Origin of the sequence: uncultured Nocardioides sp. (assembly GCF_947489365.1) — a bacterium.
Taxonomy (GTDB): Bacteria; Actinomycetota; Actinomycetes; order Propionibacteriales; family Nocardioidaceae; genus Nocardioides.
Genome location: NZ_CANLDB010000003.1, coordinates 225033 through 251454 on the forward strand (window position 1 = coordinate 225033; position 26422 = coordinate 251454).

At 74.7% G+C, this 26422-nt stretch carries 25 protein-coding genes; 15 read left to right on the forward strand and 10 right to left on the reverse strand.

Translation table 11 applies throughout. From position 1 onward, the window contains the following. Positions 1–156 precede the first annotated feature (156 nt). Positions 157–1599, forward strand: a complete 1443-nt coding sequence (locus Q0858_RS10155; protein ID WP_299053537.1) for a DEAD/DEAH box helicase — start codon at positions 157–159, stop codon at positions 1597–1599. Positions 1600–1638: 39 nt separating this feature from the next. Beyond that, positions 1639–2073 carry a hypothetical protein gene (locus Q0858_RS10160; RefSeq protein ID WP_299053538.1) on the forward strand — a complete coding sequence of 145 codons (435 nt, stop codon included), beginning with the start codon at positions 1639–1641 and terminating at the stop codon, positions 2071–2073. Positions 2074–2170: 97 nt separating this feature from the next. Here the strand turns inward: Q0858_RS10160 and Q0858_RS10165 are convergent, their stop codons facing one another. From Q0858_RS10165 to Q0858_RS10180, 4 genes are all read right to left on the reverse strand, one after another. Then, positions 2171–3202: a hypothetical protein gene (locus Q0858_RS10165; RefSeq protein WP_299053540.1), complete on the reverse strand. Its 1032-nt coding sequence runs from the start codon at positions 3200–3202 to the stop codon at positions 2171–2173. Positions 3203–3377: 175 nt separating this feature from the next. Further along, positions 3378–4133, reverse strand: a complete 756-nt coding sequence (locus Q0858_RS10170) for an ABC transporter permease (RefSeq protein WP_299053543.1) — start codon at positions 4131–4133, stop codon at positions 3378–3380. Continuing rightward, on the reverse strand, positions 4130–5107 hold the full coding sequence (locus Q0858_RS10175; RefSeq protein WP_299053545.1) for an ABC transporter ATP-binding protein: 978 nt from the start codon (positions 5105–5107) through the stop codon (positions 4130–4132). The genes Q0858_RS10170 and Q0858_RS10175 overlap by 4 nt, the downstream gene beginning before the upstream one ends. 53 nt (positions 5108–5160) lie before the next feature. Beyond that, positions 5161–5727: a helix-turn-helix domain-containing protein gene (locus Q0858_RS10180; protein WP_299053548.1), complete on the reverse strand. Its 567-nt coding sequence runs from the start codon at positions 5725–5727 to the stop codon at positions 5161–5163. Positions 5728–5825: 98 nt separating this feature from the next. Here Q0858_RS10180 and Q0858_RS10185 point away from each other — a divergent pair, with 98 nt between their 5' ends. Beyond that, positions 5826–5969 (forward strand): hypothetical protein, encoded by a 144-nt coding sequence (locus tag Q0858_RS10185; RefSeq protein WP_299053550.1) that lies wholly within the window; start codon positions 5826–5828, stop codon positions 5967–5969. Here the strand turns inward: Q0858_RS10185 and Q0858_RS10190 are convergent. Then, positions 5951–6307 (reverse strand): YciI family protein, encoded by a 357-nt coding sequence (locus Q0858_RS10190; RefSeq protein WP_299053552.1) that lies wholly within the window; start codon positions 6305–6307, stop codon positions 5951–5953. The two genes, Q0858_RS10185 and Q0858_RS10190, sit on opposite strands and share 19 nt — an antisense overlap. A 14-nt stretch (positions 6308–6321) precedes the next feature. Continuing rightward, a complete protein-coding gene (locus Q0858_RS10195; RefSeq protein WP_299053554.1) occupies positions 6322–7401 on the reverse strand; it encodes a MerR family transcriptional regulator in 1080 nt (359 codons plus the stop codon). A 37-nt stretch (positions 7402–7438) separates the two neighbouring features. Between Q0858_RS10195 and Q0858_RS10200 the strand changes: the two genes are divergently transcribed. The 4 genes from Q0858_RS10200 to Q0858_RS10215 all read left to right on the forward strand — a co-directional run bounded on the left by Q0858_RS10200 (position 7439) and on the right by Q0858_RS10215 (position 13392). Then, positions 7439–8677 carry an acetyl-CoA C-acetyltransferase gene (locus Q0858_RS10200; protein WP_299053556.1) on the forward strand — a complete coding sequence of 413 codons (1239 nt, stop codon included), beginning with the start codon at positions 7439–7441 and terminating at the stop codon, positions 8675–8677. 178 nt (positions 8678–8855) lie between these two features. Then, entirely contained in the window at positions 8856–11060 is a 2205-nt protein-coding gene (locus Q0858_RS10205; protein ID WP_299053559.1) for a 3-hydroxyacyl-CoA dehydrogenase NAD-binding domain-containing protein, read from the forward strand. A 66-nt stretch (positions 11061–11126) separates the two neighbouring features. Continuing rightward, positions 11127–11849 carry an ABC transporter ATP-binding protein gene (locus tag Q0858_RS10210; protein WP_299053561.1) on the forward strand — a complete coding sequence of 241 codons (723 nt, stop codon included), beginning with the start codon at positions 11127–11129 and terminating at the stop codon, positions 11847–11849. Then, the gene (locus tag Q0858_RS10215; RefSeq protein ID WP_299053563.1) at positions 11824–13392 is read left to right on the forward strand and encodes a hypothetical protein; all 1569 of its coding nucleotides are present in this window, start codon (positions 11824–11826) and stop codon (positions 13390–13392) included. Before Q0858_RS10210 ends, Q0858_RS10215 begins: the two co-directional genes overlap by 26 nt. 27 nt (positions 13393–13419) lie before the next feature. On the opposite strand, the gene Q0858_RS10220 is transcribed toward Q0858_RS10215, so the two are convergent. Further along, positions 13420–13968: a hypothetical protein gene (locus Q0858_RS10220; RefSeq protein WP_299053565.1), complete on the reverse strand. Its 549-nt coding sequence runs from the start codon at positions 13966–13968 to the stop codon at positions 13420–13422. A gap of 145 nt (positions 13969–14113) precedes the next feature. Between Q0858_RS10220 and Q0858_RS10225 the strand changes: the two genes are divergently transcribed. After that, positions 14114–14785 (forward strand): histidine phosphatase family protein, encoded by a 672-nt coding sequence (locus tag Q0858_RS10225; RefSeq protein WP_299053567.1) that lies wholly within the window; start codon positions 14114–14116, stop codon positions 14783–14785. Between the two features lie 94 nt (positions 14786–14879). Here the strand turns inward: Q0858_RS10225 and Q0858_RS10230 are convergent, their stop codons facing one another. Genes Q0858_RS10230 through Q0858_RS10240 form a run of 3 tightly spaced genes read right to left on the reverse strand, consistent with a single transcriptional unit; the run spans position 14880 to position 17145 of the window. Next, positions 14880–15632, reverse strand: coding sequence for an SDR family oxidoreductase (locus Q0858_RS10230; RefSeq protein WP_299053569.1), 753 nt, complete (start codon positions 15630–15632; stop codon positions 14880–14882). A 24-nt stretch (positions 15633–15656) separates the two neighbouring features. Next, complete coding sequence (locus tag Q0858_RS10235; protein WP_299053570.1) at positions 15657–16397, reverse strand: RDD family protein; 741 nt, start codon at positions 16395–16397, stop codon at positions 15657–15659. Positions 16398–16434: 37 nt separating this feature from the next. After that, positions 16435–17145, reverse strand: a complete 711-nt coding sequence (locus Q0858_RS10240) for a DUF4282 domain-containing protein (protein WP_299053572.1) — start codon at positions 17143–17145, stop codon at positions 16435–16437. A gap of 260 nt (positions 17146–17405) precedes the next feature. On the opposite strand from Q0858_RS10240, the gene Q0858_RS10245 reads away from it, so the two are divergent. From Q0858_RS10245 to Q0858_RS10275, 7 genes are read left to right on the forward strand one after another with little or no spacing between them, the layout of a single operon-like run. Further along, entirely contained in the window at positions 17406–18023 is a 618-nt protein-coding gene (locus Q0858_RS10245) for a TetR/AcrR family transcriptional regulator (protein WP_299053574.1), read from the forward strand. Beyond that, positions 18020–18823 carry a TIGR03084 family metal-binding protein gene (locus Q0858_RS10250; protein ID WP_299053576.1) on the forward strand — a complete coding sequence of 268 codons (804 nt, stop codon included), beginning with the start codon at positions 18020–18022 and terminating at the stop codon, positions 18821–18823. Before Q0858_RS10245 ends, Q0858_RS10250 begins: the two co-directional genes overlap by 4 nt. Beyond that, entirely contained in the window at positions 18820–20613 is a 1794-nt protein-coding gene (locus Q0858_RS10255) for an acyclic terpene utilization AtuA family protein (RefSeq protein ID WP_299053578.1), read from the forward strand. Before Q0858_RS10250 ends, Q0858_RS10255 begins: the two co-directional genes overlap by 4 nt. Further along, a complete protein-coding gene (locus tag Q0858_RS10260; protein ID WP_366916007.1) occupies positions 20610–21734 on the forward strand; it encodes an acyl-CoA dehydrogenase family protein in 1125 nt (374 codons plus the stop codon). Before Q0858_RS10255 ends, Q0858_RS10260 begins: the two co-directional genes overlap by 4 nt. 5 nt (positions 21735–21739) lie before the next feature. Continuing rightward, positions 21740–23293, forward strand: coding sequence for an acyl-CoA carboxylase subunit beta (locus tag Q0858_RS10265; protein WP_299054535.1), 1554 nt, complete (start codon positions 21740–21742; stop codon positions 23291–23293). Positions 23294–23301: 8 nt separating this feature from the next. Further along, positions 23302–25200, forward strand: coding sequence for a biotin carboxylase N-terminal domain-containing protein (locus Q0858_RS10270; protein ID WP_299053580.1), 1899 nt, complete (start codon positions 23302–23304; stop codon positions 25198–25200). Beyond that, positions 25197–26357, forward strand: a complete 1161-nt coding sequence (locus tag Q0858_RS10275; RefSeq protein WP_299053582.1) for an acyl-CoA dehydrogenase family protein — start codon at positions 25197–25199, stop codon at positions 26355–26357. The genes Q0858_RS10270 and Q0858_RS10275 overlap by 4 nt, the downstream gene beginning before the upstream one ends. Positions 26358–26422: the final 65 nt, after the last annotated feature.

Sequence of the window (26422 nt, forward strand, 5' to 3'; positions counted from 1 at the left end):
GGCGGGCGGCGGTGGTCAGGGATTCACGGACCTCTCGGCCCGGCCCGTAGTCTGGACCCACGGCCCGCACCCGGGCTCCGGACACACGGCGTCTCGCCGGTCCGTCGAGCCTCGGTCCCGACGCGGGCACCACACCCACGACGGAAGCGATACCCCGTGTCCTCAGACTTCACCCAGCTCGGCGTGCCCGAGACCCTCTCCGCCGTGCTCGCCGAGCGCGGCATCACCAGCCCCACCCCGATCCAGGCCGCGACGCTGCCGGACTCCCTGGCCGGGCGCGACGTCCTCGGTCGCGGCCGCACCGGCTCCGGCAAGACCTACGCCTTCCTGCTGCCCCTCGTGGCGCGGCTGAGCGCCGAGAGCCGCCGGACCAAGCCGGGCCGGCCCCGCGCGCTGATCCTGGCCCCGACGCGCGAGCTCGTCGGCCAGATCAAGGAGGCCCTCGACCCGCTGGCGAGGACCGCCGGCCTCACCACGCAGACCGTCTTCGGCGGCGTGGGCCAGGGCCCGCAGGTCACCGGCCTGAAGCGCGGCGCGGACGTCGTCCTCGCCTGCCCCGGTCGCCTCGAGGACCTGATGAAGCAGGGCCACGTCTCGCTCGCCGACGTCTCCATCACCGTGCTCGACGAGGCGGACCACATGGCCGACCTCGGGTTCCTGCCCGCCGTGCGTCGCCTCCTGACGGCCACCGCCCGCGACGGCCAGCGCCTGCTGTTCTCCGCGACGCTCGACAACGCCATCGACGTGCTGGTGCAGAAGTTCCTGCGCAAGCCCGTCACCCACGAGGCCGACTCCGTGCAGGCCCCGGTCAGCCAGATGAGCCACCACGTGCTCCACCTCGGCAGCCGGGACTCCCGTGTCGACGTGCTGGCCGACCTCACCTCCGCCCCCGGGCGCACCGTGGTCTTCACCCGCACCAAGCACGGCGCCAAGGGCCTGGCCAAGCAGCTCAACAAGCGCGGCGTCCCCGCCGTCGAGCTGCACGGCAACCTGTCGCAGGGCGCCCGCACCCGCAACATGGATGCCTTCCACTCCGGCAAGGCCCAGACGCTCGTCGCGACCGACATCGCCGCCCGCGGCATCCACGTCGACGACGTCGCGCTGGTCATCCACGCCGACCCGCCGGTCGAGCACAAGGCGTACCTCCACCGCTCCGGCCGTACGGCGCGCGCCGGCGCCGCGGGCACCGTCATCACGCTGATGCTCGACGAGCAGGTCCGCGACGTCCGCGCGCTGACCCGCGCGGCCGGCATCACGCCGACCACGACCAAGGTCAACGACGCCCGCCACCCGGTGCTGGCCCAGCTCGCCCCCGGCGCGCGCGAGCTCGTCCACGGCGGCATCACCATCGAGGCCCCGGCGCAGCAGCGCCGCTCGAACGGCGAGGGCCCCGGCTCCTCCGGTGGCGGCGGCCGCAACCGTCGCCGTGGCGGCGGTGGCACCGGCTCCGGCGGGTCCTCCTCCGGTGGTGGGCGCAAGCCCGCCGGCCAGGGCTCGGGCGGCGGTCGCTCCGGCGGTCCCCGTCGTCGCTCCGGCGGCGGCGGCTCCGCCTCGGGCGGCTCGCACAGCCCCGCGTCCTTCAGCTCCGGGCGCCGCTGACGTTCCGCACTGCGCCTGCCCGGGCCTGATACTGACCCCGTGAGGGGCTGGCTGACCGGGCTCGTGGGCTGGTGCGCGGTGTTCGCCGTGCCGCACCTGTACTGGGCGGCCGGCGGTCGCGCGGGCCTCGGCGCGAGCGCCGCGGACGCCGACGCGGCGTTCGCCACGCCGTGGTTCGCGGCGTACAACGCCGCCACCGTCGTGCTCTGCCTCGCCGGGATCGGCCTCGGCGTCGTTGACTTGTCGGGCCTGTCCGGCCGCACCCGCCTCGCGGTGCGGTTCCGGCGCGTCCTGCTGGTCCTCGGCGTCCTGCTCGCCCTCCGCGGCGCGGTCGGCGTCACCGGCCTCGCCCTCGAGGCCGCCACGACCGGCGGCGTCTCCTCCCCGCCCGTGCTCGTCGCCGTCGAGGGCTGGTTCCTCCTCGGCGCCGTCGTCCTGCTCGGCCTGGCCCGGGCGGGGCGTCGGCCGCTGTAACGCGGTGTTACTGCCACTCCAGTTGGCCTGGGCGGGCTGTTGCGCGCCGTACGACCGCGGAAGTGCCAGGAGGCCGCGGTAGACGGGCTCGGCCGACTCAGCCGGCCAGCCGGCGCGGCGTCGTACGACGGATGCGCGCGGCCTGCTCGGCCAGGTGCGCGGGCAGCGTCTCCCCGAAGCGGGCGACGGTGACGGCGTGCTCGGCCGCGATCTGCTCCTTCGCCCGCTCACGGGCGCGGCCGCGGAGGTCGTCGGGCATCACGCGCGACATGCCCAGTCCCACGGAGCAGATGGCCGCCTGCCGCCGGCGCTCGTCGCGCAGGACGGACCGGGTGGGACGGTCGGCCAGGCCGCCGGCGGCGCGGCCGACGTACTTCGCCAGGCCGTCGACCTCGACGAGGTGGCAGCCGACGCGGAGGTCGACCCAGAAGACGTGACCACCGACGGCGACGGGCCAGCCGACGTCGATGTCGGTGAACCCCATCTCGACCAGCAGCAGCCGACCGAGGGACTCGGCCACGCTCTCGGCGCGGGGATCGCTCAGGGCGAGGGCGTGGCGCACGGTGTGCACGTGCGGCCACGACGACATCAGGTCGAGCTGGCCGGTCAGCGCCTCCATCGTCACCCCGCGGGACCGGACGTGGTCGACCGCGACCACGCCGGCGTCCAGGCCGTGCTCGCGGGCGACGTCGAGGGCGGTCCGCGCCGGCGACGTCAGCCGCAGCGGCCGCGCGGAGCGGACGTCGGTCAGGGCCGCGAGGCCCGAGTGGTGCTTGATGCCCGCCTCCGTTCGGGTGCCGCGCAGGCCGTCCCGGGTCAGGTGCGGCTGCGTGGCGTCGCCCGCGAGCAGCGGGACGGAGAGCCCGCGGGCGGCGGAGTCGTGGCTCATCACGTGGGGGACCCGGACCACGAGGTGTGCGGCGACGTCCCCGAGCACGAGCCGGTCGGGCCCGCTCGACGCCTCCCACAGCACGCGCTCGACGTACACCCCGGCGCGCACGACCACCCATGCTCCCCGCGGCCGGGTCAGCTGCCTCAGCTCGCTGTCGCGGTAGCCCGCGTCGTGGCACTGGCGGCGGGTGACCAGGCCGCGCTGGGTCGCGGCGAGGGCGCGGAGCTCGGGCTTCATGGCGGAGGTCCTGCCCGGGCGCGGGCCCGGTCACGCCACCGATCCCGGACCCTGTGGACAACTGCCGCGGTCCCCTGGCACTACCGCGGTCGTACGGCGTCAAACGGCCCGCCCACGCCTACTGGAGTGGCAGTAACACCGCGTTACATCGAGCGGGGGCCGGGCCGGGCGGTCGTCACAGCGAGGTACGGCGTGCCGAGGCCGCGAGGGCCACGACGGCGAGGACGCAGACGACGAGGAGGTCGGAGGTCCCGTCGCCGAGCCCCAGCCAGGGGTCGCGGATCGAGTCGGTGACCAGGGACAGCGGCGTCCACTCGCTGATGCTCGACAGGGTCTCGCTCATCGCCTCCGGCGGGGGACCGCCGCCGCCCAGCAGGAACGACGGCACGAACAGCATCAGCCCGACCGCCTGGGCCGCCCGCGCCGAGGGGAGCAGCGAGCCGAGCAGGGTGCCGAGCGCGAGGAAGAGCAGCATGCCGGCGCCGACCCCGGCCAGGGTCCGGGGCAGGTCCTCGACCGCGGGGACGCCGTACACCGGCTCCGCGACGAGCAGCAGCGCGCCGATGCCGAGCAGGCAGGTCACCGCGCCGACCACCAGCTGCGCGGCAGCGAAGGACCAGCGCGGGAACCCGGCGGCGGCGAAGCGCCGCAGCACCCCGCGCTCCCGGTACGCCGCGAGGTGCACCGGCACCATGACGAGGCCGGTGCTGCCGATGACGGTCGCGAGGTAGGCCGCGACGTACCACTGGCTCGGGTTCACCGGGAACACCTCGTCGGGCTCGGTGCCGAACGCCCCGCCGATGATCAGCATCGTCACCACGGGGAAGACGAACACGAACGTCAGCGTCATCGGCTCGCGCAGCAGCAGCCGCAGCTCGGTGACGACGAGGCGTCGGGTGACCGAGGGGACCCGGGTGGCGGCGGTGCTCATGGGGCGACTCCGGTCAGGGTGGGCGGGTCGGGCGCCGGGTCCGGGGACTCGAGCAGGCTGAGCAGCGCCGACTCGAGGTCGGGCACGTCGACGGTGAGGTCGGCGGGGACGCCGCCGGCCTCGGGGGCGCGGGCCACGAGCCAGGCGCCGACGTGGGCGATGCTGGCGCGGTCGCCCTCCACGCGGACCAACCCGTCGGCGGCGGTGGCACGGCGTACGCCGGGCAGGGTGCGCAGGACGTCGACCGCACCGGGTGGCCCGGTGAAGGTGGTCGTGGCGCCGGAGGCGTGGCGGGCGACGAGCGCTGCGGGCGACCCCGCGTCGAGCACGCGTCCGTCGCGCATCGCGACGACGTGGTCGCAGAGCGCCTCCGCCTCCGCCAGCTCGTGGGTGACGAGGAGGACGGTGGTGCCCTCCTCGCGCAGCTGCGCCACCGAGGCCCACACCTCGCGGCGGGCCGCGGGGTCCAGGCCCTGGGTCAGCTCGTCGAGGATCACGAGCCGGGGCCGGTTCAGCAGGGCCAGGACGAGGAACAGTCGTTGCTGCTCGCCGCCGCTCATGCCGGCGAAGGGGGTGCGCCGCTTGCCGGCGAGCCCGAACCGCTCGAGCAGCTCGTCGGGGTCCCGGGCGCCGGTCTCGGCGAAGAGTCGCACGGCCTCGCCCACGCGGAGCCGGTCGGGCAGCGCGGAGGACTGGAGCTGGCTGCCGACCACCCTCCGCAGCGCCTGGGCGTCACGACGGGGGTCGAGGCCGAGGACACGGATCTCGCCGGCGTCCGGACGCCGCAGGCCCTGGAGGCACTCGACGGTGGTGGTCTTGCCGGCGCCGTTGGCGCCGATCAGCCCGACGACCCGGCCCGCGGGGACGTCGAGGTCGAGGTCGTCGACGACCACGCGGTCGCCGTACGACTTGCGGAGGCCGCGGACGGTCACCGCCATCTCGGGCGCCGGCTCGTGCGCGGGGTGCGAGGTCATGGGTCCAGCCTGACCCCGGCCCGGGCACCTGGGCCGAGCGGTGCCGGGCCGGCTCAGTCGTCCTGGTCGTGCGGCTGCACGACCTGCAGCACCTGGAAGGTCCGCCGGTGCGCGCCGTCGGTGGCGCCGCGGGTCCGCTCGGCGTACCGCTCGACGACGGCGATCACCTCGCTCGCGAGCGCCCGCGCCTCGTCCTCGGTGAGGCGGACGGCGGCGTCCGAGACCGTGACCCCGCGCCGCTCGGACTCGTGCCTCCGCACGGCCCGTGCCACGGACTCGGTCAGCGTCGCCCCCAGCTGCCGTCGGTAGACGTCGCCCGCCGCCCGCCCCTCGGGGGTCCGCTCGAGGCGGGTCAGGTCGAGGTGGAGGCCCTCGTACGCCGCCGGCTTCCACACCCGGTCCCGCCCGTCGCGGGCCGCCTCCGGTGCCTCGACGACGAGCCCGTACTTCGCGAGCTGACGCAGGTGGAAGCTCGCCTGGTTGGCGGGGATGTCGAGGGCCTGCGCGACGTCGGCGGCGCGCAGCGGCCCGGCGGCGTGGAGCTCCGCGAGGACCCGGTTGCGCACCGGGTGCGAGACCGCGCGCAGGACGGCGGGGTCGACGACGGGCTGCTCGGGCACGGGGCGAGAGTAACGCACGTGTTGTTGCGCAAGACTGCTTGCGCAACAACACGTGCGGATCTACGGTGGAGGCCTCAGCCAGTCCACGAGGAGCCGCCATGACCCACCTGCCCGAGGAGCTCGCCCGAGCCCGTCGTGCCGTCCTGCTCGAGGCGGGCCGCGAGGCCCGTCGTACGCGGCGGGCCCGGTCGCGCCCGTCCCGCGGTGGTCGCGCGAGGCCCGGTCAGGACCAGGCGCTGTAGTCCACGACGGGACGCACCTCGACCGTGCCGTACAGCGGCACCGACGCCGCGACCGCCCGGGCGGCGTCCGCGTCGGCGACCTCGACGACGTAGTAGCCGCTCACGACCGGCCCGTCCGCGGTCGGGGCCGGCACGTCACGGTCGGCGGCGAGGTCGGGGCGCACGTGGCGATCGCCGGCCGGGGGCTCGAGGTCGCCGGAGTCGACGTACGTGCCGTCGGCCTTCAGGCGCGCCTCGAACTCGGTCCAGGCCCGGTAGTCGGCCTCGGTGCCGAGCCCCTCGGCGTACTGCCCGCCCTCGGGCACCGGCTCTGTCCAGAAGAGCAGCAGGAACTTCATGCCGTCCGAGGGTGTCAGTGGTTGCGCAGGGCGTCCACGAGGTCGTCCTTCGTCATCGACGACCGGCCCTCGACGTCGAGCTCGGCCGCACGCTCGCGCAGCTCGTCGACGGTCCACTCCTCGTACGACGGGTGCTTGCCGCCCCGCTTGCTCGGGTCGGGGCCGTCGCCCGCGTCGGAGCGGGCCTTCGCGTTGGAGATGCGGGCGGCCTTCTCCTTGCTGTTGCCCTGGTCCCGGAGCTCCTCGTACAGCTCGGGGTCCTTCAGCGAGGGGTTGTCGCGGTTCTCCTTCGACGCCTTCTTCTCAGCCATGCCGGGACGGTACCCAGCGGCCCTCCGCTCGACGGAGCCGCGCTGCTGGTCGTCCATCGCGGCCTGGTAGGCGTGGCCGAGCGCCGCCACCGACAGCGGGCGCAGCCGCTCGACGACCTGGCGCAGCATCTCCGGCGGCGCGCCCGAGTGCCGGTACGCCGGCCACACCTGGCGCCGGAACACCTCGTGCAGCTCCGCGGCGACCGCGCGCCCGTGCTCGACGTACACCTGGGCCGCCGCGCGGGCCGCCTCGGGCGGGAAGCCCAGCTCGAGCAGGTCCACGCCGATCGCGAGCTGGGACAGCGAGACCCGGTAGCCCTCGGTGTCGCCCTCGACCGGGTCGAGGATGCCGAGGGAGACGAGGACCTCGAGGTCCTCCGCGCTCAGCGGGCGCCCGGCGCGCTCCGTGATCTCGGCGCGCGTCAGGACGCCCGGCCCGGGGGTGACCCACGGCGCGAGCATCGTGCGCTGCAGGGCCAGCTCGTCGACGCTCGCCTCGGCGGGCACGCGGGCGAGGTAGTCCTCGATCGCGGCGAGGGTGAAGCCGTACTCCTGGAGGTCCGCGATCAGGCCCAGCCGGGCGACGTGCTGCGGGGTGTAGAAGCCCGACCGGCCCCGCCGGATCGGGGGCGGGACCAGCCCGCGGGTCGTGTAGAAGCGCACGGTCCGGACGCTCATCCCGACCCGTGCGGTGAGGTCGGCGAGGGTCAGGAGGGGGGCGCCGGGGAGGTCCGGACGGTCGGCGTCGGCCGGCCCGGCGTCGTACGGCGTGGTGCTGCTCACCTTTCAATCGTGACAGCACTGGTGTCATGATCGCGACATGACCCGCCCCACTCCCGGCTCGGGCGTGCCCGACGCCTTCGTCTACGACCACCTCCGCACCCCGCGCGGCAAGGGCAAGGCCTCCGGTGCGCTGCACGAGGTCAAGCCGATCGACCTCGTCGTCGGCCTGCTCGACGAGACCCGGAAGCGCAACCCCGGCCTCGACCCCGCCCTCGTCGACGACGTCGTCCTCGGCGTCGTGACCCCGGTCGGCGACCAGGGCAGCGACATCGCCAAGACCGCCGCGCTGGCCGCGGGCTACCCCGAGACCGTCGCGGGCGTGCAGCTCAACCGCTTCTGCGCCTCCGGCCTCGAGGCCGTCAACCAGGCCGCGCAGCGCATCCGCAGCGGCTTCGAGGACCTGATCCTCGCCGGCGGAGTGGAGTCCATGAGCCGCGTGCCGATGGCCTCCGACGGCGGCGCCTGGGCGATGGACCCGGCCACCGCGCTGACCACCGGCTTCGTGCCGCAGGGCATCGGCGCCGACCTCATCGCCACCCTCGGCGGCTGGTCGCGCGACGACGTCGACGCCTACGCCACCGAGTCCCACGCCCGCGCCGCCAAGGCGTGGGCCGACGGCCGCTTCTCGCGCTCCGTCGTCCCGGTCGCGGACCGCAACGGGCTGACCGTGCTCGACCACGACGAGCTCGTCCGCCCCGACACCACGCCGGAGACGCTGGCCGGGCTGCGCCCGAGCTTCGCGAAGATCGGCGCCGAGGCCGGCTTCGACGACGTGGCGCTCGAGAAGTACCACTGGGTCGAGCGCATCGACCACGTCCACCACGCCGGCAACTCGTCGGGCATCGTCGACGGCGCCGCGCTCATGCTCATCGGCTCCGAGTACGCCGGCGAGCAGGCCGGCCTGACCCCGCGCGCCCGGGTGCTCGCCACCGCCGTCTCCGGCGCGGACCCGACGATCATGCTCACCGGCCCCGCCCCCGCGGCCCGCAAGGCGCTCTCGCGCGCCGGCCTCGACGTCGCGGACATCGACCTGTGGGAGATCAACGAGGCGTTCGCCGCGGTCGCCATGCGGTTCATGGCCGACATGGGGATCAGCCACGAGATCACCAACGTCAACGGCGGCGCCATCGCCATGGGCCACCCCCTCGGCGCCACCGGCGCGATGATCCTCGGCACCCTCGTCGACGAGCTCGAGCGTCGCGACCTGCGGCGCGGCCTCGCCACGCTCTGCGTGGGTGGAGGCATGGGCATCGCCACCGTGGTCGAAAGAGTCTGATCGAGGAACGAGATCAGGCTCTTTCATCGGTGGTCGAGCAGCGACCGCGGCTGAGGAACGAAGCCGCGACGAGCGTGTCGAGACCCGGTGAGACGACAAGCAGCCGCCCCCACCGCCGCAACCACGACCGGTGGGACAACAAGCGAGAGCGCGGCGACGCGCCGTACGAGGAGAACCCATGACCACCGAAACAGCTCAGGAGACCGCGGTCCGCTACGACCGTGACTCCGAGGGCATCGTGACCCTCACGCTGGACGACCCGCACGCCAGCGCGAACACCATGAACGACCTGTACCGCAGCTCGATGACCGCGGCGGTCGACCGGCTGCACGCCGAGGTCGACGACGTCACGGGCGTCGTGATCGCGAGCGCGAAGAAGACCTTCTTCGCCGGCGGCAACCTCGGCCAGATGCAGGCCACCACCCCCGAGGACGCGCCGCAGCTGTTCGCGACCGTCGAGGAGGTCAAGGCCGCGCTGCGCCGCCTGGAGACCCTCGGCAAGCCCGTGGTGGCCGCGATCAACGGCGCCGCCCTCGGTGGCGGCCTCGAGATCGCGCTCGCCGCGCACCACCGCATCGCGTGGGACGACCCGAGCGTGCAGCTGGGCCTGCCCGAGGCGACCCTCGGCCTGCTGCCCGGCGGCGGTGGCGTCACCCGCCTCGTCCGGATGCTCGGCCTGCAGTCCGCCCTGATGGACGTGCTGCTGCCCGGCACCCGCTTCCGCCCGGCGCAGGCCCAGGAGAAGGGCCTGGTCGACGAGCTGGTCGCGTCCAAGGACGACCTGGTCCCCGCCGCGAAGGGGTGGATCCTCGACCACCGCTCGGACCCCGAGGCGGCGAGCAAGCCCTGGGACCGCGGCGGCTACCGCATGCCGGGCGGGACGCCGTCCACGCCGAAGCTCGCGCAGTTCCTGCCCGCGTTCCCGGCGCTGCTGCGCCAGCAGAGCAAGGGCGCGGTCTACCGCGCGCAGCGGGCGATCCTGTCCGCCGCCGTCGAGGGGGCGCAGGTCGACGTCGACACCGCGAGCCGCATCGAGTCGCGCTACCTGACCTCGCTCATCACCGGCCAGCAGTCGAAGAACATGATCCAGGCGTTCTTCTTCGACCTCCAGGCCATCAACGCGGGCTCGCTGCGCCCCGACGGCCACGAGCGGTTCCGGCCCACCAAGGTCGGCGTCCTCGGCGCCGGGATGATGGGCGCGGGCATCGCCTACGTGTGCGCGAAGGCCGGGATGCCCGTCGTCCTCAAGGACGTCGAGCAGGCCAACGCCGAGCGCGGCAAGGCCTACTCGGAGTCGATCCTCGACAAGGCCATCTCGCGCGGCCGGTCGACGGAGGACAAGAAGGCGGCGCTGCTCGACCTCATCACCCCCACCGCCGACCCCGCCGACCTCGCCGGCTGCGACCTCGTCATCGAGGCCGTCTTCGAGGACCCGGCGCTCAAGGCGAAGGTGTTCGCCGAGGTCGAGCCGCACCTCGCCGACGGCGCGGTGCTCTGCTCGAACACCTCGACGCTGCCGATCACCGAGCTCGCCGCCGGCGTCTCCCGCCCGGCGGACTTCATCGGCCTGCACTTCTTCAGCCCGGTCGACAAGATGCCGCTGGTCGAGATCATCCGCGGCAAGGAGACCTCGGACGCCGCCCTCGCCGCGGCGTACGACGTCGTCCAGGCCATCAAGAAGACCCCGATCGTCGTCAACGACTCCCGCGGCTTCTACACCAGCCGCGTGATCGGCACGATGGTCAACGAGGGCCTCGCGATGCTCGCCGAGGGCGTCATGCCGATGTCGATCGAGCGCGCCGCGATGCAGGCGGGCTACCCCGTCGGCCCGCTGCAGCTCTCCGACGAGCTCAACATGGAGCTGATGAAGAAGATCCGCGCAGCCACCGCCGCCGCGGCCGAGCGGGACGGGACGCCGTACGCCGCCCACGCGGGCGACGCGGTCGTGGACCGCATGCTGGAGCTCGAGCGGCCCTCGCGACTGAAGGGCGCCGGGTTCTACGAGTACGCCGACGGCAAGCGGTCCAACCTCTGGCCGGGCCTGGCCGACACGTTCGGCTCGCGGCTCGATGCCGTCCCGTTCACCGACGTGAAGGAGCGGATGCTCTTCGCCGAGGCGATCGAGACCGCGAAGTGCTTCGAGGAGGGCGTCGTCACCTCCGCGGCGGCCGCCAACATCGGCTCCATCATGGGCATCGGCTTCCCCGCCAACACCGGCGGCGCGGCGCAGTTCATGACCGGCTACGAGTCCGTGTCCGGCGAACGTGGCCTCGCCGCCTTCGTGACGCGGGCGGACGAGCTCGCCGCGGCGTACGGCGACCGGTTCCGCCCGACCGACCGGCTGCGGGAGATGGCTGCGGCCGGGGAGTCGTTCCCGGCGTAGCCCGCGTTCCGGGCACCTTCCCGGATTCCGGCCCACAAAGGGGCGCTCGCCGGGTCTACTGGACCGGTGAGCGCCCCGCCTGCCTCCCCGCCTGCCGTGGAGGTCCGTGACCTCGTCGTCCGCTTCGGGCCCGTGGTGGCCGTCGACGGGGTCCACCTGACGGCCGGGGCGGGGGCCAGCACCGCCCTGCTCGGCCGCAACGGTGCCGGCAAGTCCACGACGATGCGGGTCCTGGCCGGCGTGGTGCCGCCGACGTCCGGGACGGTCCGTGTCGCCGGCCTCGACGTCGTCGCCGACCCGCTCGCGGTGAAGCGCGCCATCGGCTACTGCCCCGACGTCGGCGGCCTGGTGCCGCGCGCGACGCCGTGGGAGCACCTGCAGCTCGCCGCCCGGCTGCGCCGGATGCGCGACTGGGAGCCCCGCGCCCGGGAGCTGCTGGAGCGCTTCGAGCTCGGCGCCGAGGCGCACCGCGTCACCGCGGGCTTCTCCCACGGCATGAGCCGGCGCCTGTCGGTGCTGCTCGCCGCCTTCCACGACCCGTCGGTGCTGCTGCTCGACGAGCCCTTCGACGGCGTCGACCCGGTCGGCGTCGAGGCGACCATGGACGTCGTCGCCGACGCCCGCGCCCGCGGGGCCGCCGTCCTGCTGTCGACCCACCTGCGCGAGCTCGCGGTCCAGGCCTGCGCCGAGGCCGTCGTCCTCCGTGGCGGGGCGCAGGTCGCGGTCATGGACGCCGCCGCGATGTCCGGCGAGGAGGGCGCCCGTGTCTACCGCGGTCTCCTCGACTGAGGTCTCCCGGCCGGGCCGCGGCCGGCGCCTCGACCGGCTCCCCGGCGGCTCGCACGTCGCCGACGTCGGCTCCCTGCTCGCGATGCGCGGCGGTCTCGCCCATGGCCGGGCGGCCCGCCGGCTGGGCCCGGTGCTGGTCGTCCTGACCGTCGCGGTCGTCGTCGTCCCCGCCTTCGTGGGGCCCGGGCTCGGGCAGGGGCGCGCGTTCGACGTCCTGCTCCTGCTCCCCAGCGGGTACGCCGCGTTCGGCGGCCTCGCCCTCGCCTCCGCGATCGCGTCCGGCGGCGGCCGCGAGCTGCTGCCGCGCGAGCAGGCGACGCCGTACCCGGTCAGTGCCGCCACCGACCACCTCGGCGCGCTGGTGCTGGCGCCGCTCAACATCGCCTGGATCCTGCAGGCCTGGCTGCTGCTCGGCGGCACGTCGTACGCCGTGGGGCCGGCCCACCTCGTCGCCGCGCAGAGCGTCGTCGTGGCCTGGCTGCTCGCCGCGACCGCCGTCGTCCAGGTCCTCGCGTGGCTCCTCGAGGCGCTGCGCCGGCGTCCGTACGGCGTCTGGGTCGTCCGTGCGCTCGGCCTGGTGCTCGTCGCGACGGTGGCCGCGCTCCAGGTCACCGGGACCACCCAGCAGGCGCTCGACGCGCTGCCGACCGAGGTCCTCGTCCGCGCGGGCGTGGCCGGGCCGGCGGGCTTCAGCGGTCTCTGGGTGGCCACGGTGGCGACGCTCCTCGTCGTCACCGTCCTGGCCGTGGTCGCCGGCGCGTGGGCCGCCGGAGTGGCCGCCCGTCGGGCGCCGCGGGAGGAGGTCCGCGCCGAGACCGGCAGCCGGACGCCGCGCCGGGCGCCCCGCACCGACGTGGGAGCCCTGCTGCGCCTCGACCGCGCCTCGGTGTGGCGCGCGGTGCCGATGCGCCGCGGCCTCGTCGTGCTCGCCGTGATGCCCGGGCTGATCGCCGTCCTCGGCGCGCTGCCCTGGGAGAGCGCGATCATCCTGCCCGGCCTGGTGGCCTCGGGCGGCGCGCTGCTCTTCGGGGTCAACGCGTGGTGCCTCGACGGGCGCGGAGGGCTGTGGCGCGAGTCGCTGCCGGTGGCACCGGGCCTGGTGTTCGGTGCGCGCGCCCTGGTCCTCGCCGAGGCGCTCCTGCTCGCCTCCGGCGGCACGCTCGTCATGGCCGCCCTGCGGGCCGGGGCCCCCACCTCCGCCGAGCTGGCCGCCGTGCTCGCCGTGTGGGTGGTGGTCGTCGCGCAGGCGGTGTCGGCGTCGATGACCTGGTCGGCGCGGTCGCCGTACGCCGTCGACCTGCGCAGCGCCCGCGCCACCCCCGCCCCGCCCGCGGTGATGGTCGTCTACTCGGCGAAGCTCGCGCTCACCACCACGCTGACCGGGCTGGTGTTCGCGGTGACGGCGCGCGCCCCGGACCCGACCGTGCCCCTGGTGACCGCCGGGGTGTTCCTGCTGTGGTCGGCGGTGCGGCTGCTGCGCGCGCGTGACGTGTGGGTCGACCCCGTCCGCCGTGCCGGGGTGGTCACGACCGTGGCGGCCTGACGGCCCACCCCCGCCGCGCGGGGAGCCTCAGCCGCGGGCCTGCTGGAGGCAGCGCTGCTCCTGCTGCTCCAGGCGGGTCACCGGCTGCGCGTCGCCCTGCCCGCGCAGGCGCTGGGTGATCGCGTCCTCGCGCAGGTCGTCGGAGATCTCGCGCAGGCAGTCGGCGTAGTCGTCGCGGGTCTCCGCGGACGCGTCGGGCAGGGCGGCCCGCACGTCGGTCGAGGCGGCGTCGTAGTCGAGGCAGGACACCCGCGCCTCGGCGTACGCCCGGGCCACCGGCTCGGACACCGACCGCTCGCCGTCGGCGGTCGCGCGGACGTTGCCGACGTTCGCGGTGTCGCCCTCGACGAGGCCGTCCTTGCGGAGCGCCTCGAGACCGGCCTCCCCGACCCACCGCTCGGCCGTGCAGTCGGCGAGGTCCTGGGCGTCGGTGTCGTCGTCCCCGTTCGACAGGGCCGTACGGACCTCGTCGGCGACGGTCTGCTCCGCCTCGTCGAGCCCGCAGCCGGCGAGCAGGAGGCAGGCGAGGAGGGGAGCCACCCCGAGGACAGCGCGGCGCCGACGGGACGACTTCACTGGACGCTCCAAGGGGATCTCGTGGCGATCTCGAGGGGGGGTGGGGACAGGGTCGCAGAGACCCGGTCGTGGTGGCTGCCGGGGTCGAGGCAAAGAATCCCCGGTTCGCCGACGGGGGAGGGCCCCCTCCCACGATGATGTGGCCATGGGCGTGATCCTCCTCGTGAAGCACGCCCAGGCGTCGCACGAGGGCCTCGCCGAGGGTGGACTGACCGCCCTGGGCCGCCAGCAGGCACGGCGCCTGGGCGGTGCCATGTCGGCCAACGGCGTCGACCCCGACATCGTCGCCACGGGCACGCTGCCGCGGCACCGCGAGACCGTGGACGCGATGACGTCCGGGGCCGTCGACACCCTCGAGGACGAGGGTTGGAACGGCGTCGACACCCTCCACGTGCTGTCCCGGTGCGAACCCGCGTTCGGCCGGGCCGACCCCACCCGCGAGGAGTTCCAGGCCTGGACCGAGCAGGCGTTCCTGCGGTGGGCCTCCGGCGCGCACGACGCGGACTACGACGAGTCGTTCGGCGACTTCGCCCGCCGGGTGGCGCACGCCAAGCTCGGCCTGATCGCCCGCATGGCCCCGGACGCCACCGCGGTCGTCGTCACCTGCGGCGGGCCCGTCAGCTGGGTGACCACGGCGCTGTGGGCCGGCTGGGGCCCCGAGCAGGGCTCCACCCACCTCGCCGCCGCCTGGAGCCGTCTGGCCGCGGTCGTCGTCGACTCGTCGGTCACCAAGGTGGCCCTCGCCCCCCGCGGCCTCAGCCTGGTCTCGTTCAACGACCACTCCCACCTCGAGCGCGCCTCCCTCACCTCCCCCTGACCGCGAGTCGGCCCGAACGCACGCTTCTCGAGGCGCGAGTCGGCTCGAACGCACGTCGTGAGAGGCGCGAGTCGGCCCGAACGCCCCCGCTCGCTCAGACCATGCGGCGCAGTACGCGCAGAGGGGCGTGGCGCATCACGACGGAGAGCGGTGCCCACGGCAGGCCGGGGACGTACGCCGACGCGCGGCGGGCCTCCATCGCCCGCACCATCGAGGCCACGCCGCGGCGGGTCGACGCCATCAGCGGCCCCGAGCCGCGTCCATCGGAACGGTCGTTCATCTCCGAGGCGATGTAGCCCGGGTAGAGCACGGTGACGTCGATGGGGGAGTCGAGCAGCTCGAGGCGGAGCCCCTCGGCGAGGTGCGCGATGCCGGCCTTCGTGGCGGCGTACGTCGTCATCGTGCGCGGCAGCCCGCGCAGCGCCGACATCGACGAGACCACCACCAGGTGGCCGCTGCCCTGGTCGCGGAAGACCTCCATCGCGGCCTCGACCTGCGCGAGCCCGGCGACGAAGTTGGTAACGGCGGTCTCGCGGTTGACGTCGTACCGACCGGTCCCGAGCGGCGCGCCCTTGCCGAGGCCCGCGTTGACCACGACCCGGTCCAGCGTGCCGAGCTCGTCGCGGAACGCCCGGACGACGGCGAACACGGCCTCGTCGTCGGTCACGTCCAACGCACGCACGGCGACCCGTCGGTCGGGGTGCCGCGCGAGGATCTCCTCGCGCAGCACCTCGAGCCGGTCGAGTCGCCGTGCGCACAACGCCAGGTCGTGGCCGCGGGCGGCCAGCTGTCGGGCGGTCTCGGCGCCGAGCCCTGAGCTGGCGCCGGTGATCAGGGTGGTCGTCACCCGATCGAGGATGTCAGCAGCGGGTCAGCCCTGCTTCGGCTGGTCGAGGACGACGGTGCTCAGGATCTTGTCGGCGAACGTCTGACGCTTCTGGTCCCACAGCGGCCAGAGGAAGCCGAGGTAGCAGGGGAGCGAGTCGAGGATGTGCGCGAGCTGGCGCACGAACGCCATGCCGCCGCCGATGGGCTGGCCCGTCTGCTCGGAGACGAGCTTGATGCCGAGCACGCCCTTGCCGACCGAGTAGCCGGTCTTGCCCTGCTTGAGGCAGGTGTTCCAGATGAAGATGCCGAGCATCGCGACCAGGCCGACGAGGTAGAGGATCAGGCCGACGGCGACCGCGCCGCCGCTGACGTTGCCCTGGGCGTCGGTCGAGGCGCCGGCGATCGCGGCGCCGATGAGGATCGGGATGTAGCCGAGGAAGATCAGCAGCGAGTCGATGAGGTAGGCGCCGACGCGCTTGCCCCAGTGGGCGTAGGCGCCCTGCGGGGCGCCGTACCCCTGGCCGTAGCCGCCGTAACCGCCGCCGTAGGGCTGCTGGCCGTAGCCCTGCTGGCCGTACTGGTCGGGCTGCTGGCCGCCGTACGCGCCCTGCTGGCCGTAGCCCTGCTGGCCGTACTGGTCGGGCTGCTGGCCGTACTGCCCGGGCTGCCCGGGCTGCTGCCCGTACTGGCCCGGCTGCTGGCCGTAGCCACCCTGCTGCTGGCCGTAGGGGTCGCCGGACTTGCCGTATCCCGGGTCCTGGGGGTCGTTGCCGTACTGCGACATGCGTGGGTCCTCTCGGGTGTGGTGCGGTGGACGAAGACTAGGTGCGATCGCGCGCATCGGGCATCCGTTCGCGGATGTCCTCGCTCATGCGCGTGATGGCGAGGAAGAGCTCGAGCGTCATGCGGACGAAGCAGAGGTAGACCACGAAGCCGATCGGACCGGCGACGAGGGCGAACACGATGAACAGCGGCGAGCCGGTCGCGATCGCGCTGGCGAGCCACCCGAGCAGGCCCAGCGCCAGCCCGACGATCGCGAGGACGTAGACGACCTTGACGATCCTGCCGGTGACGAACGTGGAGAAGGAGAAGTCGAGCAGGGCCCCCACCAGGCCCTTCGCCTCCGCGGCCGCCGCGCCGCCGCCGGACGACGAGGTGCTCCACGGACCGGCCTGGCCCGCCGACCGCTCGTAGCCCTGCTGGTACGGCTGCGCATAGCCCTGGTCGTACGACGCCTGCTGCGGGCCGTCCCACCCCTGCTGCTGCGGGGGCTGCTGCTGGTAGGGCTGCTGGTACGACGGCTGGGCCGGCTGCTGGTACGACGGTTCCTGGGCGGGCTGCTGCTGGGTCGTCTGCGGCGCCGGCTGGTCCCACGGGTCGGGCTCGGACGGGCCCCGCGTCGGCCGCTCCCAGGCAGGGGCGGGCTCGCCGGACGGCGTGCCGCCGCCCGGGACGCGGGTGCGGTCGCCATCGCCGGGCTGGCCGGGCTGGCCGGGCTCGCCGGACGGGGGAGGGGCGCCGTACTGGGACATCGGGACCTCGGGATCGGGGTGCGGGGTCAGGGCGGGCCGAGTCTCTCAGCCGCGGTCCGTCTCCTGCCCCCTCCCACGCGGCCCAAACCCGCGGGTTCGGGGTCGGCGGGGCAGCGGCTGGCGTGGGCGGACAGTCCGTGACGTTCTGCACCCTCCCGCGGCCCGGGGAGGTGCAGGACGTCACGGACTACCCGGATGGGCCGGGCCGTCAGATAAAGACAGTCTTGACTGTTTGTGCGGTCGGCAGTGACGATGCGGGGGTGTCCACGACCACCCGCACCCCCCAGGCGGAGCGCACCCGCGCCATGCGGCAGCGCCTGATGGAGGCGACGGTGGAGTGCCTCGTGGAGCGCGGCTGGTCCGGCACCTCGACGACGCTGGTCTCGCAGCGTGCCGGGGTCAGCCGCGGGGCCCAGCTGCACCACTTCCCGTCCAAGGCGGCCCTCGTCCTGGCCGCGGTGGAGCACGTCGCGAGCCTGCGCGGCGAGGAGCTCGCCGCGGCGGCGGAGTCGATGCCGTCGGGGAGCGGGCGGACCCGTGCGGTCCTCGGCATGCTCGCCGACCACGTCACCGGGCCGGTCTTCACCGCGGCGCTCGAGCTGTGGGTCGCCGCCCGTACCGATCCCACCCTGCTCGAGGCCGTCGCCCCTCTGGAGCAGCGGATGGGCCGCCAGCTGCACCGGACGACGGTGGAGCTGCTCGGCGCCGACGACGCCGACCCCGCGCAGCGCGAGCTCGTGCAGGCGACCCTCGACCTCGCCCGTGGCCTGGGCCTCGCGACCACCATCACCGACGACAGCGCACGCCGGGAGCGGGTGCTCGACCGCTGGGCGACCGTCCTCGACGCCGCGCTGCACCGACGCCAGGAGACGCCATGAGCGTGCTGGAGGAGGTCCTCGCCGACCTCGCCGCCGAGTCCGACGCCCTCGACGCGCGCGTGCACCGGCTCGCCGACGACGCCTCCGGCTGGCGCCGTACGACGCCCGCCGCGGGCTGGACCGTCGCCCACCAGGTCGCCCACCTGGCGTGGACCGACGAGGTCGCCACCCTCGCGGCGCGGGCCGCGACCGGCGAGAAGGACCCCTGGGACGAGGTCGTCCTCGGCGCCATGAACGACCCCGACGGCTTCGTCGACGCCGCCGCGGCCGACGGCGCCGCCGTGACCGCCGACGACCTCCGGGCCCGCTGGCTCGCTGCCCGCGAGGGCCTGGCGACGGCGCTGCGGGACCTCCCCGACGGCACCCGCATGCCCTGGTTCGGCCCCCCGATGTCGCCCACCTCGATGGCGACCGCGCGGTTCATGGAGACCTGGACGCACGCCCAGGACGTCCACGAGGCACTCGGCGCGCCGGTCGCCCCGACCGACCGGATCCGTCACGTCGCGCACCTCGGGGTCCGCACCCGCCGCTTCGCGTACGCCGCCCACGGGCTCGACGCCCCGGAGGCCGAGGTCCGCGTCGAGCTCGTCGCGCCGTCCGGGGAGGTCTGGACGTGGGGCCCCGAGGACGCCACGCAGCGCGTCACCGGCCCGGCGTACGACTTCTGCCTGCGGGTGACCCAGCGCCGTCCCCGCTCGGCGCTCGCCCTCGTCGCCGAGGGCCCGGACGCCGAGCGGTGGCTCGACGTCGCCCAGTGCTTCGCCGGTCCTCCGGGCGCCGGCAGCGGGGCCCGCCCGTGAGCGCGCCGGACCCGGGCGCGCTGGTCGTCGGCAACTGCTCCGGCTTCTACGGCGACCGCCTGTCGGCGATGCGGGAGATGCTCACCGGGGACCCGCGACCCGACGTCCTCACCGGCGACTACCTCGCCGAGCTCACCATGCTCATTCTCGGCCGCGACCAGCTGCGGGACGCGGGCCTCGGCTACGCCCGCACGTTCCTGCGTCAGGCCGAGGACTGCCTCGGCCTCCTCGTCGAGGGCGGAACCCGCCTCGTCGTCAACGCCGGCGGGCTCAACCCCGCCGGGCTGGCCGAGAAGGTCCGCGAGGCGGCGCGGGGGCTCGGCCTCGACGTCCCCGTCGCCCACGTCGAGGGCGACGACGTCCGCTCGCTCGGCGTCTCCGGCCACCCCTGGCCCGAGGGAGCGCTCACCGCCAACGCCTACCTCGGCGCCGCCCCGATCACCGCCGCCCTCGCCGGCGGCGCGCAGGTCGTCGTCACCGGTCGCTGCGCGGACGCCTCCCTCGTCGTCGGGCCCGCCGCGTGGCACCACGGCTGGGCGTACGACGACCCGGCCGCCCTCGACGCCCTCGCCGGCGCGACCGTCGCCGGGCACGTGCTCGAGTGCGGCACCCACGCCACCGGCGGCAACTTCTCCGGCTTCCTCGACCTGCCCCGCGACGCGACCCCGCTCGGCTTCCCGCTCGCCGAGGTCGCCGCCGACGGCTCCTGCGTGGTCACCAAGCAGGCCGGCACCGGCGGGGCCGTCACCGTCGACACCGTCACCGCGCAGCTCGTCTACGAGGTGCAGACCGAGCGCTACCTCACCCCCGACGTCACCGTCCGGCTCGACACGGTCGCGCTCGAGGCCGACGGGCCGGACCGGGTCCGGGTCTCCGGCACCGTCGGCGAGGCGCCGCCCGAGACCCTGAAGGTGTCCGTCTCCGTGCTCGGCGGGATGCGCAACCACGTCGACCTCGTCCTGACCGGGCTCGACCTGGACGCCAAGGAAGCCTGGGTCCGCGCGCAGCTCGAGCCCCGGCTGAGCGCCGCGTCGGTGACCTGGACCCGCTCCGCGGCCCCCGACCCCGACGCCGACACCCAGCAGGGCGCCTCGCGCACCCTGCGCTGCACCGTCCGGGACGCCGACAAGGGACCCGTCGACCGTGCCTTCACCGCCGCCGTGGTCGACCTGGCGCTCGGCTCGTACCCCGGCTTCGCGCCCGTCGCCCCTCCCGCGCCCGCCACGCCGTACGGCGTCCACCGCGCGGCGTACGTCGCACGCGGCGAGGTCGAGGCCGTGGTGGTGCACGACGACGGGGCGCGGGAGGTGGTGGTCGACGGAGGTGCTCGTCCCACCGGGTCTCGTGGCTCGGGCCCGGGGGGCCCTCGCACCTCGACCTCCGACGAGCCCGGAGGTCGAGGCGCGACGAGCCCTGGCGAGGAGCCACGAGACCCCGTGAGCGTCACCAAGGCCCCGCTCGGGACGTTCGTGCACGCCCGCTCCGGCGACAAGGGCGGCGACGCGAACCTCGGGCTGTGGGTGCGCCACGACGACCACCCGGCGTACGACGACCGCGTGGCGTGGCTGCTCGACGTGGCGACCCCGGCCTGGGTCACCGCGCTGCTGCCGGAGGCCGAGGGCCTCGCCGTCGAGGTCCACCCGCTGCCGAACCTCGGCGGCGTGAACGTCCTGCTGCCCGGCCTGCTCGGCGACGGCGTCGCCGCCTCCGCGCGCTTCGACCCGCAGGCCAAGGGCCTCGGCGAGTGGGCGCGCGGCCGTTCCGTCGACCTCCCGGAAGGACTCCTGTGACCGACCTGCACGCGATGGCCGCCGAGTTCACGCGGCGCGAGGTCGCGCCCCACCTCGACGACTGGGAGGCCGCCGGCCTCGTCCCGCGCGAGCTCCACGCCGCCGCGGCGAAGCAGGGCCTGCTCGGCATCTCGTTCGCCGAGGCTGTCGGCGGCCAGGGCGGCGACCTCGCCGACGTCGTCGCCGCGACCGAGGGGATGCTCGCCGAGGGCGCCTCCAGCGGCCTCCTGGCGGCGCTGTTCACCGGCGGGATCGCGCTGCCCCACCTCGCCGCGCACGGTTCCGCCGACCTCGTCGACCGCTTCGTCCGTCCCACCCTCGCCGGCGAGACGATCGGGTCGCTGGCGATCACCGAGCCGGACGGCGGCTCCGACGTCGCGCACCTCCGCACCCGGGCGGTCAGGGAGGGCGACGAGTACGTCGTCGACGGCGCGAAGACCTACATCACCAGCGCCGTCCGCGCCGACTTCCTCACCGTCGCGGTCCGCACCGGGCAGCCGGGGGCCGGCGGTGTCTCGCTGCTCGTCGTCGAGACCGACCGGCCCGGCGTCACGGTCACCGGCCCGCTGCCCAAGATGGGGTGGCACTGCTCGGACACCGGCGAGATCGCCTTCGAGTCGGTCCGCGTGCCCGTCGACCACCTCGTCGGTGCGGAGGGCAGCGGCTTCGCCCAGATCGCCGAGCAGTTCGTGACCGAGCGGATCGTCCTCGCCGTCCACGGCTACGGCGTCGCCGCACGCGCACTGGCCCTCACCGCCGCGTGGTGCCGCGACCGCGAGACGTTCGGGCGCCCGCTGAACGGCCGCCAGGTCGTGCGCCACCGGCTCGTGGAGATGCACCGCCAGGTCGAGGTCGCCCGCACCTACGTCCACCACGTCGTCGCGCGTCACCTGCAGGGCGACGACGTCGTCGCCGAGGCCTGCCTGGCCAAGCAGACGGCGGTGGAGTGCGCGGCGTACGTGACGGACGCCGCGGTCCAGCTGCACGGCGGCGCGGGCTACGTCCGCGGCGAGGTGGAGCGGCACTACCGCGACGCCCGCCTGCTCGGGATCGGCGGCGGGTCCACCGAGGTGCTGACCGACCTCGCAGCGGGCCTGCTCGGCTACGGAGGAGCGCGATGACCACCATGCAGGAGCAGCTCGAGGCCCTGGGGGCCGAGCACGCGAAGGCGGTCGCCGGCGGCGGGGAGAAGTACGTCGCCCGCCACCGCGCCCGCGGCAAGCTCACCGCCCGTGAGCGCATCGAGCTGCTCGTCGACGAGGGCTCGGCGTTCCTCGAGCTGTCGCCGCTCGCCGGGTGGGGCAGCGACTACACCGTCGGCGCCAGCGTCGTCACCGGCGTCGGCGTCGTCGAGGGCACCGAGGTGCTCGTCGTCGCCAACGACCCGACCGTCAAGGGCGGCGCGACCAACCCGTACACGCTGAAGAAGCTGCTCCGCGCCCACCAGGTCGCCGAGCGGAACGGGCTGCCGACCATCTCGCTGGTCGAGTCCGCGGGTGCCGACCTGCCGACCCAGAAGGACATCTTCGTCCCCGGCGGCCAGATCTTCCGCGACCTCACCCGCGCCAGTGCCCGCCGCGAGCCGACCGTCGCCGTGGTGTTCGGCAACGCCACCGCCGGCGGCGCCTACGTGCCCGGCATGAGCGACCACACGGTGATGGTCAAGGGCGCCGCGCAGGTCTTCCTCGGCGGGCCGCCGCTGGTGAAGATGGCCACCGGCGAGGAGGCCGCGGAGGAGTCGCTGGGCGGCGCCGAGATGCACGCCCGCACCTCCGGACTCGCCGACCACCTCGCCGCCGACGAGCACGACGCGATCCGGATCGCGCGCCGAATCGTCGCCCGCTGGGGCCGCCGCAAGCCGGTGGCGCCGCCGTCGTACGCCTGGGCCGAGCCGGACGCCGACGCCGAGGAGCTGCTCGACCTCGCCCCCACCGACCTCACCGAGCCGTTCGACCCCCGCGACGTCGTCGCCCGCGTCTGCGACGGCGTCAGCGCCGAGAACCCGGTCGTCTTCGACGAGTTCAAGCCCCTGTACGGCGCCTCGCTCGTCTGCGGGTGGGCGCGCCTGCACGGCCGGCCGGTCGGGATCCTCGCCAACGCGCAGGGCGTGCTGTTCAGCGAGGAGGCGCAGAAGGCGACGCAGTTCGTGCAGCTCGCGAACGCCTCCGGCACGCCGCTGCTGTTCTGGCACCACACCACCGGCTTCATGGTCGGCACCGACTACGAGCAGGGCGGGATCGTCAAGCACGGCGCGATGATGATCAACGCCATCTCCAACTCGACGGTGCCGCACCTGACCGTGCTCATGGGGGCGTCGTACGGCGCGGGCAACTACGCTATGAACGGTCGCGCCTACGACCCCCGCTTCCTCTTCGCGTGGCCCAACGCGAAGTCCGCGGTGATGGGCCCCAAGCAGCTCGCCGGGGTGCTGTCGATCGTGTCCCGCGCCGCCGCCGAGGCCAAGGGCGCGCCGTACGACGAGGAGGGCGACGCCGGCATGCGCGCGATGGTCGAGCAGATGGTGGAGGAGCAGAGCCTGCCCTTCGTCCTCTCAGGGCTGCTGTACGACGACGGGGTGATCGACCCGCGCGACACCCGCACGGTGCTCGGCATCGCGCTGTCGGTTGTCGAGAACCGCGCCTGGACCGGCGCCACGACGTACGGGGTGTTCAGGCCGTGACCGGACGCATGATCACACGACTCCTGGTGGCCAACCGCGGTGAGATCGCCTCGCGGGTCTTCCGCACCTGCCGCGAGCGCGGCATCGGCACCGTCGCCGTGTTCTCCGACGCCGACGCCGACCTGGCGTACGTCGCCGAGGCCGACGCCGCTGTCCGCCTCCCGGGCACGACACCGGCCGAGACCTACCTGCGCGCCGACCTCCTCGTCGACGCGGCCCGTCGTACGGGGGCGGACGCGGTGCACCCCGGCTACGGGTTCCTCGCCGAGAACGCCACCTTCGCCCGGGCCGTCGAGGCCGCCGGGCTGACGTGGGTGGGCCCGCCGCCGGAGGCGATCGACCTCATGGGCTCGAAGGTCGCGGCGAAGGAGCACGCCGCCTCCGTCGGCGTCCCGGTGCTGAGCGTCGAGGACCCGACCGAGGCCGACCTGCCGCTCCTCGTGAAGGCCAGCGCCGGCGGCGGCGGCCGCGGGATGCGCGTCGTCCGCGACCTCGCCTCCCTCGACGCCGAGCTGGCCGCCGCCCGCGAGGAGGCCGCCTCGGCGTTCGGGGACGGCACCGTCTTCGTCGAGCCGTACGTCGAGCACGGCCGCCACGTCGAGGTCCAGGTGTGGGCCGACGCGCAGGGAGGTGTGTCGGTCCTGGGCGACCGCGACTGCTCCCTGCAGCGCCGCCACCAGAAGGTCGTCGAGGAGGCCCCCGCCCCCGGCCTGCGCCCCGAGACGCGCGACGCGATGCACGCCGCCGCCCGGGCGCTGGTGGAGCCGCTCGGCTACCGCGGCGCGGGCACCGTCGAGCTGCTGATGGACGCCACCACCCAGCGCTTCTGGTTCCTCGAGATGAACACCCGCCTCCAGGTCGAGCACCCCGTCACTGAGGAGGTCACCGGCCTCGACCTCGTCGGGCTGCAGCTCGACGCCTGCGAGCAGGACGGCCCCGTCGAGATCCGCGTCGGCGAGCGTGGCCACGCGATCGAGGTGCGGCTGTACGCCGAGGACGACCGTCACCAGCCGACGGCGGGTCGGCTGACGGCCTTCGACCTCCCGGAGGGCGTGCGGGCCGAGACGACGTACGCCGCGGGCGACGAGGTCACGCCGTACTACGACGGGATGCTCGCGAAGGTCGTCGCGCACGCCGCCACCCGCGACCAGGCCGCGCGCCGGCTCGCCGGCGCACTGGCGCGGGCCCGGGTCCACGGCGTGACGACGAACCGCGACCAGCTCGTGCGGCTGCTGCGCGAGCCCGACTTCCTGGCCGGGCGCGTCGACACCGCGTTCCTGCCCGAGCACCCGGCCACCGCCGCGGCCGAGGACCGGGACGCCGTGGTGGCCGCGGCTCTCGCGGTCGTCGCGTCGACCCGGGCGCGGTCGACGGTGCAGACCGGGGTCCCCGCGGGGTGGCGCAGCGTGACGAGCGCCGCGCAGACGGTCGCCTTCGACGGCCACGACGCCGTCGAGTGGTGGGGCACCCGCGGCGGTGTCGAGGTCGCGGACTTCGCCGTGGTCGCGTCCTCACCGACGGCGGTGACGCTCGAGCGGGACGGCGTGCGGACGACGTACACGACGACGGTGCGGGGACTGCCCGGCGCCGAGACGGTGGACGTCGACGCGCCCACCGGGCACCTTCACCTCGTCCGGACACCGCGCTTCACCGACCCCGCCCTCGCGCAGGCGGCGGGGTCGCTGACCGCACCGATGCCGGGCACCGTCGTCCGGCTCGTGGCGGAGCAGGGGTCGCGGGTGAGCGCGGGGGAGACGATCCTGGTGCTCGAGGCGATGAAGATGCAGCACACCGTGACCGCGCCGGCCGACGGCGTGGTCACCGAGGTCGCGGTCGCGGCCGGTCAGCAGGTCGCCGCCGGGGAGGTCCTGGCGGTTGTGGGAACCGACGCGGAGGTCGTGGCATGAGCACGTTCGAGGAGACCGAGGAGCGCCGCGAGCTGAGGAAGGCCGTCGCGGGGCTGGCGTCCCGCTACGGCCGGGAGTGGTTCACCGAGAAGGCCCGCAGCGGCGAGAAGACGACCGAGCTGTGGCTCGACGTCGCCAAGCACGGTTACCTCGGCGTCAACGTCGGCGAGGAGTACGGCGGGGGCGGCGGCGGGATCGGCGACATCGCCGCGGTCTGCGAGGAGCTTGCCGCGGCGGGCTGCCCGCTGCTGCTCATGGTGGTCTCGCCGGCGATCTGCGGCACCGTCATCGAGCGGTTCGGCACGGCGGAGCAGAAGCAGCGCTGGCTGCCCGGCATCGCCGACGGCACCGGCACGATGGCGTTCGCGATCACCGAGCCCGACGCCGGCACCAACACCCACGCGATCACGACCTCGGCGACGAAGGACGGGGACTCCTACGTCCTGAACGGCCGCAAGGTCTGGATCTCCGGCGTCGACGAGGCCGAGAACGTGCTCGTCGTGGCCCGCATGAAGGACTCCGCGACGGGCCGGCTCAAGCCGGTGCTGTTCGTCGTCCCCACCGACGCGCCGGGCTTCGAGGCGACCGTGATCCCGATGGAGATCGTCAGCCCGGAGAAGCAGTTCAGCGTCTTCCTGGACGACGTCCGCCTCGGCGCCGACGCCGTCGTCGGGAGCGAGGACGGCGGCCTGCTCCAGCTCTTCGCCGGGCTCAACCCGGAGCGGATCATGGCCGCGGCGTACTCCCTCGGCCTCGCCCGCCACGCCCTCGACCGGGCCGTCGCCTACGCCAAGGACCGCTCGGTCTTCGGGGTCCCGATCGGCACCCACCAGGCGATCCAGCACCCGCTGGCCGAGTCCTACATGGAGATCGAGTCGGCCCGGCTGATGAACCAGAAGGCCGCCGCGCTGTGCGACGCCGGCGAGGACGAGAAGGCCGGGGAGGCGGCGAACATCGCGAAGTACTGTGCCGCCGAGGCCGCTTGCCGCGCCGTCGACCGGGCCGTCCAGACCCACGGCGGCGCCGGCATCTCGTCCGAGCACGGCATCGCCGGGCTCCTCGTCGCCACCCGCGCCTCGCGGATCGCCCCCGTGACACGCGAGATGGTCCTCAACTACGTCGCGATGCACTCGCTGGGGCTGCCGAAGTCCTACTGAGCCCCGCTCCGCTGGTCGAGCAGCACGCGAGCGCAGCGAGCGCGCGTCGTCGAGACCCCTGGTGG